The following is a 17,122-nucleotide window of genomic DNA, read 5'->3' as shown; positions in this document are numbered from 1 at the left end:
ATAAGGAACATCATGCACTTTGGACGTCATATTTCAGGACAATTTAACGTAGAGCTAGAATCGATTCGTACTCATGTATTAACCATGGGTGGCTTGGTAGAACAGCAGCTTTCGTATGCTATTCAAGCCTTGCATAAAGAAGATATCGAACTGGCGCGTAAGGTTGTGCGTGACGATCATAAAGTGAATGCGATGGAAGTCTCGATTGATGACGCCTGCACACGCATTATTGCTAAGCGTCAGCCAACGGCAAAAGACTTGCGCTTAATCATGGCTATCATCAAAACGATCACTGATTTAGAACGTATCGGTGACGTGGCGACACGCATTGCTTACGTTGCCATTGAAAGCCCATCATCAAAAGAACGACAGTTCCAAGTGTCGTTAGAGCCTCTCTGCCGTCAGGCAATTAATATGCTGCATCAGGTTTTGGATGCGTTTGCCCGCATGGATGTAGAAGCGGCAGCAGAGGTGCACAAACAAGATGACAAGCTAGACGCCGAATATGAAGCGGTAATTCGTCAGTTGATGACCTACATGATGGAAGACCCAAAAAATATCCCCAATATTCTGCAAGTGATGTGGTCTGCACGTGCCATTGAACGCGTGGGGGACCGTTGCCAGAACATCTGTGAATACATTATTTACTTCGTGAAAGGGAAAGATGTACGCCATCTAGGTGATCAAAGCATTGATGACGTACTGAAGTAACTGATTTCAATAAATAGACCAGCTTTTAGGCTGGTCTATTTATTAGGGAGAGGGAAAGCACGTCAATATTTATCGGGCACGAAGGTCTGATCATCAATGGGCGCTCTGACATAACCTTCTTTATTGAGTTCAGGTAATTCGATGGGTGAGTACTCAAGTGCTTTGTAATCAATCTGGCTTAGTAAATGACTGATACAGTTCAAGCGCGCTTTCTTTTTGTCATCAGAAGGGACGACCCACCAAGGGCAGTTTTTCGTGTCTGTATAGGCAAACATCTTATCTTTTGATTCCGAATACTCCGCCCAGCGATGACGTGACTCTAAATCCATTGGGCTGAATTTCCAACGTTTGATCGGCGTATTAATTCGACCTAGAAAACGTTTTTCCTGCTCTTCGTCTGAAACCGAAAACCAATACTTAATCAGAATAATCCCAGAGCGTTGCAACATTCTCTCGAATTCAGGGCAAGAGCGTAAAAACTCCTCGTATTCGTCTGGAGTACAGAACCCCATGACTTTTTCGACACCCGCTCGGTTATACCAACTTCGGTCAAATAAAACGATTTCACCAGCAGATGGCAAATGAGCGACGTAACGTTGGAAGTACCATTGCGTTTTTTCTTTTTCTGTCGGTGCAGGCAGAGCCACTACGCGACAAACACGCGGGTTTAGCTTTTCTGTAATTCGCTTTATCACCCCGCCTTTGCCCGCAGCATCACGGCCTTCAAACAGAACCACCACTTTTAACCCTTTGTGTTTGACCCACTCTTGAAGTTTTACGAGCTCAACTTGAAGGTTTTTGAGCTCCTTTTCGTATTCCTTTTTCTTCAATTTAGACATACATCTTTCCTCACTCCTTGATAAACAATATGTTAGCACTCAAAAGCTATGCGTGTGAGGTTGCGGTGGTCTATTTGAGAGTTGCTACGACATCGGTAATGGCTTGTGTACTTGTGATGGGGATTAAGAAATCATCGACATCAGTTGCGCCCATTTTGCTTTGTTCAGCAATAAAGGTCATTTTACTCGGTCGAGTCGTTTTGCCTGACAAATGGATTTCAGGAACCTGAGTGTCTTCTACTAATGCACGTACGTTACTCGCATTAACGCCAGCACCCGCCATGATTGCAATGCGTCCTTGGGCTTGTTCAACAAGAGATTTAAGTACTTTCTGGCCTGCTGGCGCAGAAGGTGCGAGCCCTGAAGTGAGAATGCGTTCGCAGCCCAAACTGATGACCTCTTCCAATGCTGATTGAGCGTTTCTACATTGATCAAAAGCACGATGGAACGTTATGCCCAGCCCTAATTCCTGTGCGAATTCGCACAGTGCTGTTGCAAAGGGCATGTGAATATCCCCCTCTTGAGTGAGTACACCTAAAACCACACCATCCAAGCCCGATTGGTGAGCCGCTTCAATATCCCACCGCATCATTTCGATCTCTTCTTCATTGTAGAAGAAGTCACCTTGGCGTGGGCGGATCATGGCATAAACTGGAACACTAGAAAGCTTAGCCGCTTGCTGCATAAAGCCATAACTGGGTGTTAGTCCGCCTAAAGCCAAAGAGGAGCAAAGCTCAATCCGAGTGGCGCCGCCAGCAATGGCGTAGTGCAGAGATTCAATATTATCGATACAGACTTCTAGGTGAGTAACCACGTTCATTTATCCTGCTAACGTTACAAATAAGTGTTGTGGCTAAGATATTAACAGGGCCAGTAAGCAGAATCTGTATGGAGGGCATGAGAAATAGAGGTAAAGTTTACGCTGCAGCGTTACCTCATTTTGGCGGTTTATCTGAAGGTAAAAGAAAGCCCAGAGCATTTGCTCTGGGCTTTGATAGGACTTTACTTAGACTGATTGGCGTTTGCGGTTTTCCGCATTAGCTTTTTGCTTTATATACATCCAACCATCACACCCGTTGAGCTAGGGTGAAGGTCTATTATTTTTTGCCTAGGTCAGCTGCGTGCTCAGATAGGAACGCTGCAACACCTTTTGGAGATGCGTCCATACCTGCTTTACCTTCTTCCCATTGTGCAGGACATACTTCGCCGTGCTTCTGGTGGAAGTTAAGAGCGTCAACCATGCGTAGCATTTCGTCGATGTTACGGCCTAGAGGTAGGTCGTTAACTACTTGGTGACGTACAACGCCTTCTTCGTCGATTAGGAAAGAACCACGGAAAGCAACGCCTGCTTCTGGGTGCTCAACGTCGTAAGCTTTACAGATTTCGTGCTTAACGTCAGCAACTAGTGGGTACTTAACTTGACCGATACCGCCATCTTCGATAGCAGTGTTACGCCATGCGTTGTGAGAGAACTGAGAATCGATAGAAACACCGATTACTTCAACACCTTTAGCTTGGAAATCAGCTAGACGGTTGTCGAATGCGATTAGCTCAGATGGGCAAACGAAAGTGAAATCTAGTGGGTAGAAGAATACTACTGCTTTCTTACCTTTAGTGAACTCTGCAAAGTTGAAGTTTTCAACGATTTCACCGTTACCTAGAACAGCTGCTGCAGTAAAATCAGGGGCTTGACGACCTACTAGTACCATTTTTTTGCTCCTAAAAAGTATGGTTAGTTCCAAACCGAATTCAGTTGTGTCGGTTTGGTCCGTGTTTGTACGAGACAAACTATAGTACAGATTGTAGTATTGAAAAAAGCGAAATAAATAGATTGAGTTAATCGAAAAAAACGATAATAGCAAAACTCTAAACTCGATCACTGGAACGGCGGTAGATACAAATACAATTATGAATAAATGGCCCAGTTTGAAGCAGTTGCACTACTTAGTCACACTGCATGAAACAAGACATTTTAGTGACGCTGCAGAGCGTTGTTTTGTCAGTCAGTCGACTTTAAGTAAAGGTATTCAAAACTTAGAGGAATTGATTGGTTGTCCATTATATGAAAAGAAAGACAAGAAAAGTCCACTGGTTTTTACCCAAACGGGAGAAATGGTAGTAAAGCAGGGGCGAGAGCTGTTAGCAAAAGGGCAAGATTTGGTCGAGCTTGGACGTATGTGCCAAGGCGACGATATGCAAGGCCAGCTAAAAGTGGGATGCATACCAACAATTGCTCCGTTTTTACTGTGTGATTTGGTGCAAGAGGTTAACTACCGTTTCCCACAACTGAATCTTTTATTAAGAGAAGACACGACAACAAACTTACTTCAAGCGCTTAGACACGGTGAGTTGGATGTGCTCATTTTAGCGTTGCCAGTGGAAATTGACGGTATGGAAAGTCGAGTGGTGGGTAAGGATCCGTTTCGAATGGTTATTAGTGCGAATCAAGCCCAATCGGTGCCTGTGCCGATTCGTTACGCAGATTTACCTGACGAATCCGTCTTTTTATTAGAGAAAGAGCATTGCTTAACGGAACACGCGGTATCAGCGTGTAAATTAACAGATAAAGAAAAAATTAATCCGTTTACAGCAACCAGCCTTCATACTTTGGTGCAAATGGTTGCGAATGGTTTGGGAACAACGTTCATTCCTCAAATGGCTATCGACCACGGCCTGCTGCATAACCAGAATTTAGTCGTGATCGATCCCCCAGGAAAGCAAGCCTATCGCGAAATTGGCTTAGTTTGGCGTCCGAGTTCATCAAGAACTAAAACATTTAATCAGCTTGCAGAAGTCGTTTCCGAACTGCTTTAGCTATTAGTATTAGCCTCTACATCTCCATTATTTATCTAAAAGCGCACTGAAAACAGTGCGCTTTCTAGTATTTTATTCTGTTGGTGAACTTTGACTTGTAAAATTTTACAGCTCTTCTTTGATGAAGCTTTCATAAAATAGTGAAATTTCACAATGTTAATTTTACACAAAACCTTGTATGCCTTGTTTGACCCTTGTTTGAATCCACCTTGCCAGCCCTTGTGAATACAAGGCGTTTGTTTACCAGTCTATATTCATACACTCGTTTGAAATGATAAATCGACCTTAAAATTGATGTAATTTAATTACGTAATAAATTACAAAAATAGGTGTTCGATAGGCGGTTTTTACCCTGCCGAATAAAACTTCGAATTTTCTGTTTTGTTTATCTTGGGGGTTTCGTTAAACCCTTTGTTGAGATAGCTTATTTAAAAGGCCGATAAGACTTATGTCTAGATTGAAAATACACATAACATTACGCAATCTATCGACATGGCTAGACGAGTTGAACACAAAGTTAAAGGATGTAATTTGTTGTTCATAACTTACAAATGTAGCTTTACGCTGACTGCCCAAGATGGATAAAGCACGTTAAGGATGAATGATTATGCTTGCTCAGACAGAACAAAAAACACAACAACTAAAGCAAACCCAAGGCATGCTTGAGGTGAATGGAGTCGTTGCTCCAGAACATCAAGCAATTTTCCCTGTTGAAGCCCAAACCTTTTTATCTCTACTGTGTGAAAAATTTGCTGGACGTGTTGAGCAGTTGATGGAAGCACGAGAAGAGAAGCAAGCGCGTATCGATGCAGGTGAGCTGCCAGACTTTTTACCAGAGACACAAGACATCCGTGAAGGAAGCTGGAAGATCCTGGGAATCCCACAAGATCTGCAAGATCGCCGTGTGGAGATTACCGGACCAACTGATCGCAAGATGGTGATTAACGCACTGAATTCGAATGTAAAAGTGTTCATGGCAGACTTCGAAGATTCAATGTCTCCAGCATGGAGTAAAGTGCTGGATGGGCAAGTGAATTTACGCGATGCCGTGAATGGCACCATCAGTTACACCAACCCTGGCAATGGCAAGCATTATCAGCTGGAAGATGACCCAGCGGTGTTGATCTGCCGTGTTCGCGGCCTTCATTTAAAAGAAAAACACGTTACGTGGCACGGTCAGATCATTCCAGGTGCGCTATTCGATTTCGCTCTGTACTTCTATAACAACTACAAAGCGTTACTTCAAAAAGGCAGCGGCCCTTATTTCTACATTCCAAAACTGCAATCGCATCACGAAGCGAAGTGGTGGAGCGAAGTGTTCCATTTCACGGAAGACTATTTCGGTCTTGATACAGGCACCATCAAAGCGACTGTGCTGATTGAAACCTTACCAGCCGTATTCGAAATGGATGAGATTCTGTTCTCACTAAAAGAACACATCGTTGGTTTGAACTGTGGTCGCTGGGATTACATCTTTAGCTACATCAAAACCTTGAAGAAGCACCCTGAACGCGTACTGCCAGATCGCCAAGTGGTCACTATGGACAAGCCATTCTTGAATGCTTACTCGCGATTATTGGTGCGTACTTGTCATAAACGAGGTGCTTTCGCGATGGGAGGAATGGCCGCCTTTATCCCAGCGAAAGACCCGCAAGAGAATCAAAAAGTATTAGACAAGATCCAGACTGACAAATCGCTAGAAGCAAACAACGGTCATGACGGTACTTGGGTAGCTCATCCAGGTTTGGCTGACACCGCGATGGAAGTTTTTAGTGCTGTACTGGGCGAGCGCACCAATCAATTGGATGTGAGTCGTTCAGAGGATGCACCTATTACAGCGGCTGAACTACTCGAGCCTTGTGAAGGCGAGCGTACAGAAGCCGGAATGCGCCACAATATTCGTGTTGCGCTGCAATACATCGAAGCTTGGATTTCTGGTAATGGTTGTGTACCGATTTATGGCTTGATGGAAGATGCGGCGACAGCTGAAATCTCTCGCGCTTCTATCTGGCAATGGATTCAACACGGCAAGTCGCTCGACAACGGATTGAAGGTCACTAAGGATCTGTTCGAGCTCTATCTAAAAGAAGAGATTGAAGTCGTGAAACAAGAAATTGGCGAGCAGCGCTACCAAGCGGGTCGATTTGAAGAAGCGGCAGACTTGATGGCAAGGCTCACTACGAGCGATGAGCTGACCAACTTTTTAACAGTTCCTGGTTATGACTACCTGGATTAATAAAGAATAACTGTAACACCAATAACGTGAAGGATTTTCAAGGCAGATAGGGAAGTACTGCCTGAGAACGGAAACTCAACGCACACGCATAAAGTGCAAATTATAAAGAGGGATAGACCAATGACTAACTTAACTCGCCGCCAACAAATTGAAGCTCTGGAAAAAGACTGGGCAACTAACCCGCGCTGGAAAAATGTAAAGCGTACATACACTGCTGAGGAAGTGGTGGAACTGCGTGGCTCTATGGTACCAGCTAACACAATTGCACAACGTGGTGCAGACAAACTTTGGTCACTGGTCAACGGTAGCGCGAAAAAAGGTTACGTAAACTGTCTTGGTGCGTTAACTGGCGGCCAAGCTGTTCAACAAGCTAAAGCTGGTATTGAAGCGATTTACCTATCTGGTTGGCAGGTAGCGGCGGACAACAACACCGCTTCGACGATGTATCCTGACCAGTCTCTATACCCAGTAGATTCTGTACCGTCAGTAGTAAAACGCATCAATAACTCGTTCCGTCGTGCAGACCAAATCCAATGGTCAGCAGGTAAATCGCCTGAAGATGAAGGTGGTATTGATTACTTCCTACCTATCGTAGCGGATGCTGAAGCAGGCTTTGGTGGTGTGCTTAACGCTTACGAGCTCATGAAATCGATGATCGAGGCAGGCGCAGCGGGCGTTCACTTTGAAGACCAGCTAGCATCGGTGAAGAAGTGTGGCCACATGGGCGGCAAGGTATTAGTTCCAACGCAAGAAGCGGTGCAAAAACTGGTTGCTGCTCGTTTGGCTGCTGATGTGGCGGGTACAACAACCTTGGTTATTGCTCGTACTGATGCGAATGCGGCAGATCTCATTACTTCAGATTGCGACCCATACGATAAAGACTTTATTGAAGGTGAGCGTACTCAAGAAGGTTTCTACCGCGTTCGCGCTGGGATCGACCAAGCCATCTCTCGCGGCCTAGCTTACGCACCGTATGCAGATTTGATCTGGTGTGAAACAGCGACGCCATGTTTGGAAGAAGCACGTAAGTTTGCAGAAGCGATTCACGCTGAATACCCAGATCAACTGTTGGCGTACAACTGTTCGCCGTCCTTCAACTGGGAGAAGAACCTAGATGCAGAAACCATTGCTAAGTTCCAACAAGAGTTGGCAGACATGGGCTACAAGTACCAATTCATCACGCTAGCAGGTATCCATAACATGTGGTTCAACATGTTCGAACTGGCACACGCTTACGCTCAAGGTGAAGGTATGCGTCATTATGTTGAGAAAGTTCAGCGTCCTGAATTCCAGGCGGCAGAAAAAGGCTATACATTTGTTGCACACCAACAAGAAGTAGGTACAGGTTACTTCGATAGAATGACCAATACTATCCAAGGTGGTAACTCTTCAGTGACCGCATTGACAGGTTCGACCGAAGAAGACCAATTCTAATTGGCAGAGAAACACTTCCTTAATCAGCGTCAGTAATGGCATTTTGAGCGGCAACCCTGCCGCTCTTTTTTCGTTTAAAACGTTTAAGAAACGAAATTTACACCCAAGATAACGCGTTTGCGTATTATTCTTCTGGCTCGATTTCTTCGGGTTCCACTTCTTCTTGCAGTTCCAATAAGTTAATCGCAATGGTCACAAAGTCACTGTCAGTAATGATGCCTACCAATCGACCCTTAGTGACAACAGGTAAACAGCCAACTTTGTGCTTTTGCATGTAGATAGCGCTCTCTTTAAGCCCCGCGATGGGTTCGGCCGTCATGATGTTAGTGTGTATCATTTCGTAGAGCGGTGTATCTAGAGTAAAAGATTGTTCAGCCTCATCTGGGTGCAAGCTCGATTCTTGAGCAGCAAGAATGTCGCGTTGAGTCACCAAGCCTTGTAAGTGGTTATTGGCATCAACAACCGGAATATGTCGAATATCAAGCGCATCCATCATGCTTTTTGCATCACGCAAGGTGTGCGTGCGCAGTAAGGTATGAGGATTACGAGTCATCATGTCTTCAACCTTGATCATAGAGACCTCCAGCGGCATTGTCCTTCTCTTAAATATAGAGAATATTTTTCTGTATATCTGGGAGCTAACTCGTTTTTCATCAATTAAATAGCACAATACACTTGCTCTTCTTTTTGTCTGCGTAATCTGTGTCTTATCGACGTTTTTATTAATTTGAATAAGTAGGTTTGTGTGCGAGTCAGTTGGCATTTTGGGTTGATATTGAATGGACCGCTAAGGTAATCCAATGAATTGAATCGCACATTTTTATTCGCTGGATTTTCCAAGATTCGTCTCTCGAAGAAGATACGTTCAGGCTTACCAAATTGAAGACAGCAACCTAAATGAAAAGAACAACGTGTAACAAACTCATTGCGCTGGCAGTGGCGGCATTCAGTGTGCAATCAGCACAGGCGATTGTGTTAGGAGATGAACTAACCGACTCTGTTGATCGTGTTACTTTACGAGCAAGTAATATGGCAGAGTTCCCACTGTGTGGCGGCACCATGCTGACGGAGCAGTGGGTGTTGACTGCGGCACACTGCGTGGTAATGGGGCAGGGAACGAACGAAGCAAGCTACTATGTGACCCCGCCGGGCGAGTTGTCGGTGAATGCGAATGTGCATGAACTTAATTCAGCAGGGCTTGATAACTTCTATCCGGTGTCTCACGTTGTGGTTCACCCTGATTACACGCGGATTTCAAAAGCTGAGACCGACAGTAATGGTAACGTGAAACCTATACAAACCGGTTTAGACTCAGACATCGCGTTGCTGTATCTCACGCGCCCAGTGGCAAATGCGAGCTTTGCTGATTTAGCAAACAAAGCCGACATGGAGAGTATCGAAGCGCGGTTGGCTGCGGATTGGAACGATAATTACCTGACCAATCAACGTGTCGAAAATGTGCAAGTGTTTGGGTGGGGGACCACTCAGCCGGATGCTTCTGAACCTTCCAATACGCTCAAAACCACCATTAGTACATTTTTACCCATCGACAAATGTTATGAGCGTTTAGAAATTGGCAGCAGTTTTCCGGGGATCATCGACTCAAGAGAAAACCAAACCAAAATTTGTACGCTACCAACGAAAAACCGAGTATTAGAGCCGGATAGCCACACCCAATATGGCAACTCTGCATGTAAAGGTGACAGTGGGGGGCCGCTGGTCGATGTGGCGACGGGAAAACAGATTGGTATTGTTAGCGGTGGACCTCTCATTCTTCCGACTTGTGGCTCTTTGACTATTCCAAGCTTCTACACCAAGGTGAGCCAATATTACGACTGGGTACAGTCTTACATTACTGCCGATGCGCCACCAAGTAGCTACATCATTGCACCGAACTTTATTAAAGAGGCTAATAACGAAGTCGGCGGAGATAAAGAGTGTCACGACGGTATTGCAACCAATAACTGTGATTTCAAAGGGTCAGATGATGATGGTGGCAGTCTGGGTCTGTGGCTATTGGGTCTATTCGTACCCTTGGCGTGGTGGCGAAGGCGTGAGGCTTGATAGGGCGATTTGAATACCAAACGAGTAAGCAGCGTTATGCGCTGCTTTGCTTTTTAATGTTCCATTTCTGTCGGCTTAAACTGAAAAACAATGCCAAGTGATCGCGGTTTTTCACGTTTTATTACACTCTTCATCATGGCTTTTACAGTGATATTCTGGGGATTTGCTTGCTATTGCAGCATGTAAACATATACTAGTCTGCTGCGAAAAACTCGTCGCAATTTTATCGTCGTCCTAGACGTGATTTGACCAATATATAAGACAAGTAACATGCAAGTATCAGATTTCCATTTCGACCTTCCAGATGAACTTATCGCTCGTTACCCTCAGCCAGAGCGTACCGCTAGCCGACTATTACAAATGGACGGCAATACCGGAGAGCTAATTGATGGCACATTTACTGATGTATTGGGCCAAGTTCAACCCGGTGATCTCGTGGTGTTTAATAATACTCGTGTTATACCTGCTCGTCTTTTTGGTCGTAAAGAGTCGGGTGGTAAGCTAGAGGTGCTGGTGGAGCGCATGCTTGACGAGAAAAGCATCCTCGCGCACGTTCGCTGCTCTAAATCTCCAAAACCAGGTACAACCATCATTGTTGGCGAGAATGATGAATACTCAGCAGAAATGGTGGCGCGTCATGACGCTCTATTTGAACTGAAATTTAACGCTGATAAGACGGTATTAGAAATTTTGGAAGAAATCGGCCACATGCCACTTCCTCCTTACATTGACCGCCCAGATGAAGATGCAGATAAAGAGCGTTACCAAACCGTATATAACCAGAAGCCAGGCGCAGTAGCGGCGCCGACAGCGGGTCTTCATTTTGATGATGTTCTACTAGAGAAAATCAAAGCGAAAGGCGCAGAGTTTGCTTACGTCACTTTGCACGTTGGTGCTGGTACATTCCAGCCAGTAAAAGTAGAAAACATCAACGATCACCATATGCACGCTGAGTACGTAGAAGTACCGCAAGAAGTCGTCGAAGCAATTAAAGCGACGAAAGCGCGCGGTGGACGAATTATTGCTGTTGGTACTACATCGGTACGCTCACTTGAAAGCGCAGCGCAAGACGCATTGAAAAAAGGGACTGAGTTGGTCCCATTCTTTGGTGATACAGAAATCTTTATTTTTCCTGGCTACGAATATCAGCTTGTGGATTGCTTGATTACCAATTTCCACCTGCCAGAATCCACACTGATCATGTTGGTGAGTGCATTTGCAGGTTATGAGAACACCATGAATGCTTACAAGCATGCGGTAGAAAACAAATATCGCTTTTTCTCATATGGTGATTCAATGTTCATCAAGAAGAAAACGATTTAGTAAAAAATAAGATTTACGAGTGCTAGCAGTAAGCTAGGAAATAGAGCAGAACCTCTGCTTTATCTCTCGCAAGGAAAAGCGACCGCTCCTTAAAGTAGGGTAGAGCCCTAAACACTCAGTCAGACTGTTTCTCTGACACCCGGAGGCATCGTGAAATTAAAATTCGATCTTAAGAAGAAAAACGGCAATGCGCGTCGTGGTCAACTGACTTTCGAACGTGGCACTGTTCAAACCCCAGCGTTTATGCCAGTTGGTACTTACGGTACGGTTAAAGGCATGACGCCAGAAGAAGTGAAAGGTACGGGCGCAGAAATCCTACTAGGTAACACGTTCCACCTTTGGCTGCGTCCAGGTCAAGAAGTCATGAAAATGCACGGCGACTTGCATGATTTTATGAACTGGCACGGTCCTATTCTTACTGATTCAGGCGGTTTCCAAGTATTCAGCCTTGGCAAGATGCGTACTATTACCGAAGAGGGTGTGCACTTCCGTAACCCAGTTAATGGTGACAAGATTTTCATGGACGCAGAAAAGTCGATGGAAATTCAAAAAGACCTAGGTTCTGACATCGTAATGATTTTTGACGAGTGTACGCCATACCCAGCGACACACGATGAAGCGAAGAAATCGATGGAAATGTCACTACGTTGGGCACAGCGCTCACGTGATCACTTCGAGAAGCTAGAAAACCCGAACAACCTGTTTGGTATTGTTCAAGGTGGTGTTTACGAAGATCTACGTGATGTGTCGGTAAAAGGTCTAACGGAAATCGGTTTTGACGGTTACGCGGTTGGTGGCTTGGCAGTAGGCGAGCCTAAAGAAGACATGCACCGTATTCTTGAGCACACTTGTCCGCAGCTTCCAGAAGACAAACCTCGCTACCTAATGGGCGTGGGTAAACCAGAAGACTTGGTTGAAGGTGTTCGCCGCGGTATCGACATGTTTGACTGTGTAATGCCAACGCGTAACGCGCGTAATGGTCACCTGTTTGTGACTGGTGGTGTGATCAAGATCCGTAATGCGAAACATAAAACGGATACAACCCCGCTGGATCCGCACTGTGACTGTTACACTTGTCAAAACTACAGTAAATCGTACCTTCATCACTTAGAGCGTTGTAATGAAATTCTGGGTGCTCGTCTGAATACGATCCACAACCTACGCTACTACCAGCGTCTGATGGAAAGTATTCGTAAAGCGATTGATGAAGATCGTTTTGATGAGTTTGTTACCGAGTTCTATGAGCGTCGTGGCCGTGAAGTGCCACCACTAGCAAAAGAACAGTCATTGACGGACTAAAAAGAATTAAAGCCTTTGGCATGTCGCCAGAGGCTTTTGCTAATAAAGTAGGCTAACGCACGTTATTTTTGAGAGAGTGATCGCTATTAGTTACTCTCAGACTTGAATCTAAAATGCGAAAGCCCAACTTGTTGGATTATCAATAAAATATAATGAGGATGTTTTAATGTTTATTTCTCAGGCTCACGCAGCAGCAGAAGGGGCGCCAGCAGGCGGTGGTTTTGAAATGCTAATCATGCTTGGCATGTTCGCAGTGATCTTTTACTTCATGATTTACCGCCCACAAGCGAAACGTGTAAAAGAGCACAAGAACCTAATGGCTTCTATGGGCAAAGGCGACGAAGTTCTAACTAGCGGTGGCCTAGTGGGTAAAATCACTAAGATTGCTGAAGACAATGACTACATTTCAATCGAGCTTAACGCGAACAATGAAGTGGTAATCAAGAAAGACTTCATCACTGCAGTGTTGCCAAAAGGTACGCTTAAGTCTCTATAAAACAGCTAAAGGATCCTCGCTGTGCTAAACCGTTATCCATTATGGAAGTACTTGATGGTATTTTTTGCCATCATCACCGCTGCGTTATACGCACTTCCAAATATCTACGGTGAAGATCCGGCTATTCAAGTTACAGGGGCGCGTGGCGCCTCTGTAGATATGTCAACGCTGGATGCTGTCACTACTGCTCTTGATAAAGAGCAACTCTCTCATAAATCCATTGCTCTCGAGAATGGATCAATTCTTGTTCGTTTTAACGACACTGACACGCAAATCAGTGCTCGTGATGTCATCAGCGAAGCGCTTGGCAAAGACACAATTGTTGCACTTAACCTTGCTCCTTCTACACCCGATTGGCTAGAAGCGATTGGCGCGTCACCATTAAAGCTGGGTCTTGACCTTCGTGGTGGTGTCCACTTCTTAATGGAAGTAGACATGGACGCTGCGATGGAAAAGCTCGTTGGTCAGCAAGAAGAAGCTTTCCGTAGCGAACTTCGTGAGGCAAAAATTCGTTATCGTGCTATCCGCCCTTCTGGCAAAGAAGCGGTAGAGGTTCTGCTACGTAACGAAGAGCAATTAGCAGAAGCGAAAGCAATGCTAGAAAAGAATCACCCGGACATGCTCTTTGTCGAATCTGATTCAAATGGCCGTTACGCTCTTACTGCGACCTTTACCGAGCAACGTTTACAAGAGATCCGTAACTACGCTGTTGAGCAAAACATTACGATTTTACGTAACCGTGTAAACGAGCTAGGTGTTGCAGAGCCTCTCGTTCAACGTCAAGGTGCAAGTCGAATTGTTGTTGAGCTTCCTGGTGTTCAAGATACTGCTCGTGCAAAAGAGATTCTAGGTGCGACTGCAACGCTAGAATTCCGTGAAGTTGACGATAAAGCTGACCTATCAGCGGCGGCAAATGGTCGTGCGCCAGCAGGCAGTGAAATCAAAATGGACCGAGACGGTCGTCCGGTTGTGCTTAAGAAGCGTGTTATTCTTGGTGGTCAAAGCATTACGGATGCAAGCTCAAGTGTCGATGAATACGGTCGTCCACAAGTTAACATCTCGCTAGACAGCGAAGGTGGTAACAAGATGTCAGCGTTCTCTAAGAAGAACATCGGTAAGCTAATGGCTACCGTGTTTGCTGAGTACAAAGACAGTGGTCGTCGTACGCCAGAAGGCAAAGTCATCCTAGATAAGCATGAAGAAGTCATCAACCAAGCGACGATTCAATCGGCTCTTGGACGTAACTTCCGTATCACGGGTATAGACTCCGCAGCTGAAGCGCACAACCTTGCACTTCTATTACGTGCTGGTGCACTGATCGCACCTATCTCTATCGTTGAAGAGCGTACTATTGGTCCATCAATGGGCCAGCAAAACATCGATATGGGTATCCAAGCGTGTATCTGGGGTATGGTTGCCGTAATGCTGTTTACGCTGCTTTACTACCGTGGCTTTGGCTTGATTGCCAACATCGCTCTAATGGCTAACTTAGTGTTGATCATTGGTGTTATGTCGATGATTCCAGGCGCTACCATGACGCTTCCGGGGATTGCCGGTATCGTGTTAACGGTCGGTATGGCGGTTGATGCGAACGTACTGATCTTCGAGCGTATCCGTGAAGAGCTTCGTGATGGGCGTAGTCCACAACAAGCTATTCACCAAGGTTACGCGAATGCATTCAGTACGATTGCCGATGCGAACATCACGACACTGATTACTGCAATTATCCTATTTGCAGTCGGTACTGGTGCAGTGAAAGGTTTCGCGGTTACTCTATCTATCGGTATCTTAACTTCAATGTTCACCGCCATTATTGGTACACGTTGTATCGTGAACCTGATTTACGGTGGCAAACGCGTTGATAAATTGTCGATCTAAGGCTGGGAATTAATATGTTTCAAATTCTAAAAGCAGAGAAGACGATCGGCTTTATGCGTTGGTCGAAAGTAGCATTCGTTTTTTCAATCTTTATGATTGCTGCTTCTATCTTCACTTTGTCAACTAAGTGGCTAAATTGGGGCCTAGACTTCACTGGCGGTACGCTAATTGAAGTTGGCTTTGAAAAACCTGCGAACCTTGAAAAAATCCGAACCGCTTTAGATGCGAAAGGTTTTGGTGATGCGACAGTACAAAACTTCGGTAGTGCTCGTGAAGTAATGGTTCGTCTTCGTCCACGTGATGACGTTTCTGGTGAAACGCTGGGCAACCAAATCATTGGTGCTATCAAAGATGGTACTGGCGAAAGCGTAGAAATGCGTCGTATTGAATTCGTAGGTCCTAACGTTGGTGATGAGCTAACAGAAGCTGGCGGTCTAGCGATCCTCGTGTCGCTGATCTGTATCCTGCTTTATGTCTCGATGCGATTTGAATGGCGTCTAGCGGCTGGTGCGGTTATGGCATTGGCTCACGATATCATTATCACGTTAGGTGTTTTCTCATTCCTACAAATAGAAGTTGACCTAACCATCGTCGCGGCATTATTAACGGTAGTCGGTTACTCGCTCAACGATACCATCGTTGTGTTTGACCGTATCCGTGAAAACTTCCGTAAGATGCGTAAAGGTGAGCCAGCCGATATCATGGACGCTTCAATCACCCAAACGTTGAGCCGTACGTTGATTACCTCGGGTACAACATTGTTCGTGGTAATTGCACTGTTCATGCAGGGTGGTGCGATGATTCACGGCTTCGCAACCGCACTTCTACTTGGTATCACTGTAGGTACTTACTCTTCTATCTACGTAGCATCAGCACTAGCGCTAAAACTGGGCATCCAGAAAGAGCACTTGATGCCACCTCAAGTAGAAAAAGAAGGCGCAGAGTTCGACGAAATGCCATAAGGCAGGTTGAGAGTCGAAAACAAAAACCGCTGAGCAATCAGCGGTTTTTTTGTATCTGAATCGAGTTTTGTGCTTGCAGAGCCTCACGGTATGAAGAGCCTTACATTGCAGCTAAGTAGATACAAAAAAAGCCCCGCTCATTGAGCGGGGCTTTTTAAAGTCATCAGCGTGACGGGCTAAATATGACTTTCAAATCTTACTTAAGGATCGCGCTGTTACCGTTTTCGCGGATGTGCTTAAGGATAGATTTTACGCCACGAGCGCTTGAAGCAACAATGTTACCAGACTTCATGTACTCAGTGCCGCCAGCAAAGTCAGTTAGGATTGCGCCAGCTTCACGAGCAATAAGCTCACCTGCTGCCATATCCCAAGGTTTTAGACCTAGCTCGAAGTAACCATCAACACGGCCAGCAGCCACGTAACATAGGTCAAGAGCAGCAGAGCCGCTACGACGGAAATCAGCACATTCAGTGAATAGCGCACCAACGATCTTGATGTAAGACTCAGCGTGTTGTTTCTGTTTGAATGGGAAACCAGTAGCTAGAACAGTACCTTGAAGGTCTTTTAGTTGAGCAACACGGATACGCGCACTGTTTAGTTGAGCGCCTGCACCACGTTGTGCAGTGAATAGCTCGTTTTGCATTGGATCGTAAACACAAGCAACTTCAGTTTTGCCTTTGATACGAACAGCGATAGAAACCGCGAAGTGTGGGTAACCTTTTACAAAGTTAGTGGTGCCATCCAGTGGGTCGATGATCCATTGTACGTCTTTATCTTTACCTTCGATAAGACCTTGTTCTTCAGCAACGATACAGTGCTCAGGGTAAGACTGCTTGATAGTATCGATGATGATGTATTCTGCTTCTTTATCTACATTAGTGACAAAGTCATTAGTGCCTTTAAGAGTAGATTCTACTTTATCAGTGTTTTCTAATGATTTAGCAATATGATTGCCTGCCTTTCGCGCAGCGCGAATAGCAATGTTTAGCATTGGATGCATACGAATTTCCCAACGGATGTTAAAGAACAAATGAAAGCGGCGGCGAGTATACCAGAGATCAGTAAA

At 45.2% G+C, this 17,122-nt stretch carries 15 protein-coding genes; 10 read left to right on the top strand and 5 right to left on the bottom strand.

The window, feature by feature from the left end; genetic code table 11:
- Window positions 1-12 precede the first annotated feature (12 nt).
- Window positions 13-711 (top strand): phosphate signaling complex protein PhoU, encoded by a 699-nt coding sequence (phoU, locus tag CBX98_RS19635; protein WP_005381744.1) that lies wholly within the window; start codon window positions 13-15, stop codon window positions 709-711.
- 62 nt (window positions 712-773) lie between these two features.
- On the opposite strand, the gene ppk2 is transcribed toward phoU, so the two are convergent.
- The 3 genes from ppk2 to CBX98_RS19620 all read right to left on the bottom strand — a co-directional run bounded on the left by ppk2 (window position 774) and on the right by CBX98_RS19620 (window position 3,259).
- Entirely contained in the window at window positions 774-1,550 is a 777-nt protein-coding gene (gene ppk2 / locus CBX98_RS19630) for a polyphosphate kinase 2 (RefSeq protein WP_109170046.1), read from the bottom strand.
- A gap of 70 nt (window positions 1,551-1,620) precedes the next feature.
- Window positions 1,621-2,370, bottom strand: a complete 750-nt coding sequence (locus CBX98_RS19625; RefSeq protein ID WP_172606002.1) for a copper homeostasis protein CutC — start codon at window positions 2,368-2,370, stop codon at window positions 1,621-1,623.
- Between the two features lie 277 nt (window positions 2,371-2,647).
- Complete coding sequence (locus CBX98_RS19620; protein ID WP_005381738.1) at window positions 2,648-3,259, bottom strand: peroxiredoxin C; 612 nt, start codon at window positions 3,257-3,259, stop codon at window positions 2,648-2,650.
- 199 nt (window positions 3,260-3,458) lie between these two features.
- On the opposite strand from CBX98_RS19620, the gene CBX98_RS19615 reads away from it, so the two are divergent.
- The 3 genes from CBX98_RS19615 (at window position 3,459) to aceA (ending at window position 8,034) form a co-directional block, all read left to right on the top strand.
- Window positions 3,459-4,364, top strand: coding sequence for a hydrogen peroxide-inducible genes activator (locus CBX98_RS19615; protein WP_005383681.1), 906 nt, complete (start codon window positions 3,459-3,461; stop codon window positions 4,362-4,364).
- A gap of 607 nt (window positions 4,365-4,971) precedes the next feature.
- Entirely contained in the window at window positions 4,972-6,600 is a 1,629-nt protein-coding gene (aceB, locus tag CBX98_RS19610) for a malate synthase A (RefSeq protein ID WP_172606001.1), read from the top strand.
- A gap of 120 nt (window positions 6,601-6,720) precedes the next feature.
- A complete protein-coding gene (aceA, locus tag CBX98_RS19605; RefSeq protein ID WP_005391585.1) occupies window positions 6,721-8,034 on the top strand; it encodes an isocitrate lyase in 1,314 nt (437 codons plus the stop codon).
- Between the two features lie 124 nt (window positions 8,035-8,158).
- On the opposite strand, the gene CBX98_RS19600 is transcribed toward aceA, so the two are convergent.
- A complete protein-coding gene (locus tag CBX98_RS19600; RefSeq protein ID WP_109170052.1) occupies window positions 8,159-8,608 on the bottom strand; it encodes a CBS domain-containing protein in 450 nt (149 codons plus the stop codon).
- 323 nt (window positions 8,609-8,931) lie between these two features.
- Here CBX98_RS19600 and CBX98_RS19590 point away from each other — a divergent pair, with 323 nt between their 5' ends.
- The 6 genes from CBX98_RS19590 (at window position 8,932) to secF (ending at window position 16,056) form a co-directional block, all read left to right on the top strand.
- Window positions 8,932-10,098, top strand: a complete 1,167-nt coding sequence (locus CBX98_RS19590) for a serine protease (RefSeq protein ID WP_109170043.1) — start codon at window positions 8,932-8,934, stop codon at window positions 10,096-10,098.
- A 270-nt stretch (window positions 10,099-10,368) separates the two neighbouring features.
- On the top strand, window positions 10,369-11,421 hold the full coding sequence (gene queA / locus CBX98_RS19585; protein ID WP_046874341.1) for a tRNA preQ1(34) S-adenosylmethionine ribosyltransferase-isomerase QueA: 1,053 nt from the start codon (window positions 10,369-10,371) through the stop codon (window positions 11,419-11,421).
- Window positions 11,422-11,571: 150 nt separating this feature from the next.
- On the top strand, window positions 11,572-12,720 hold the full coding sequence (tgt, locus tag CBX98_RS19580; protein WP_005391577.1) for a tRNA guanosine(34) transglycosylase Tgt: 1,149 nt from the start codon (window positions 11,572-11,574) through the stop codon (window positions 12,718-12,720).
- Window positions 12,721-12,886: 166 nt separating this feature from the next.
- The gene (gene yajC, locus CBX98_RS19575) at window positions 12,887-13,216 is read left to right on the top strand and encodes a preprotein translocase subunit YajC (RefSeq protein WP_005381725.1); all 330 of its coding nucleotides are present in this window, start codon (window positions 12,887-12,889) and stop codon (window positions 13,214-13,216) included.
- 21 nt (window positions 13,217-13,237) lie between these two features.
- Window positions 13,238-15,094, top strand: coding sequence for a protein translocase subunit SecD (gene secD / locus CBX98_RS19570; protein WP_006741889.1), 1,857 nt, complete (start codon window positions 13,238-13,240; stop codon window positions 15,092-15,094).
- Window positions 15,095-15,108: 14 nt separating this feature from the next.
- Window positions 15,109-16,056 (top strand): protein translocase subunit SecF, encoded by a 948-nt coding sequence (gene secF, locus CBX98_RS19565; protein WP_005391572.1) that lies wholly within the window; start codon window positions 15,109-15,111, stop codon window positions 16,054-16,056.
- A gap of 196 nt (window positions 16,057-16,252) precedes the next feature.
- On the opposite strand, the gene suhB is transcribed toward secF, so the two are convergent.
- Window positions 16,253-17,056 (bottom strand): inositol-1-monophosphatase, encoded by an 804-nt coding sequence (gene suhB / locus CBX98_RS19560; RefSeq protein WP_012842115.1) that lies wholly within the window; start codon window positions 17,054-17,056, stop codon window positions 16,253-16,255.
- Between the last annotated feature and the right edge of the window lie 66 nt (window positions 17,057-17,122).

The organism is Vibrio sp. T9 (assembly GCF_003123985.1).
Lineage (GTDB): Bacteria > Pseudomonadota > Gammaproteobacteria > Enterobacterales > Vibrionaceae > Vibrio > Vibrio diabolicus.
Note: the sequence above shows the minus strand (reverse complement) of the source record. Positions and strands in the feature narration are given on the sequence as shown.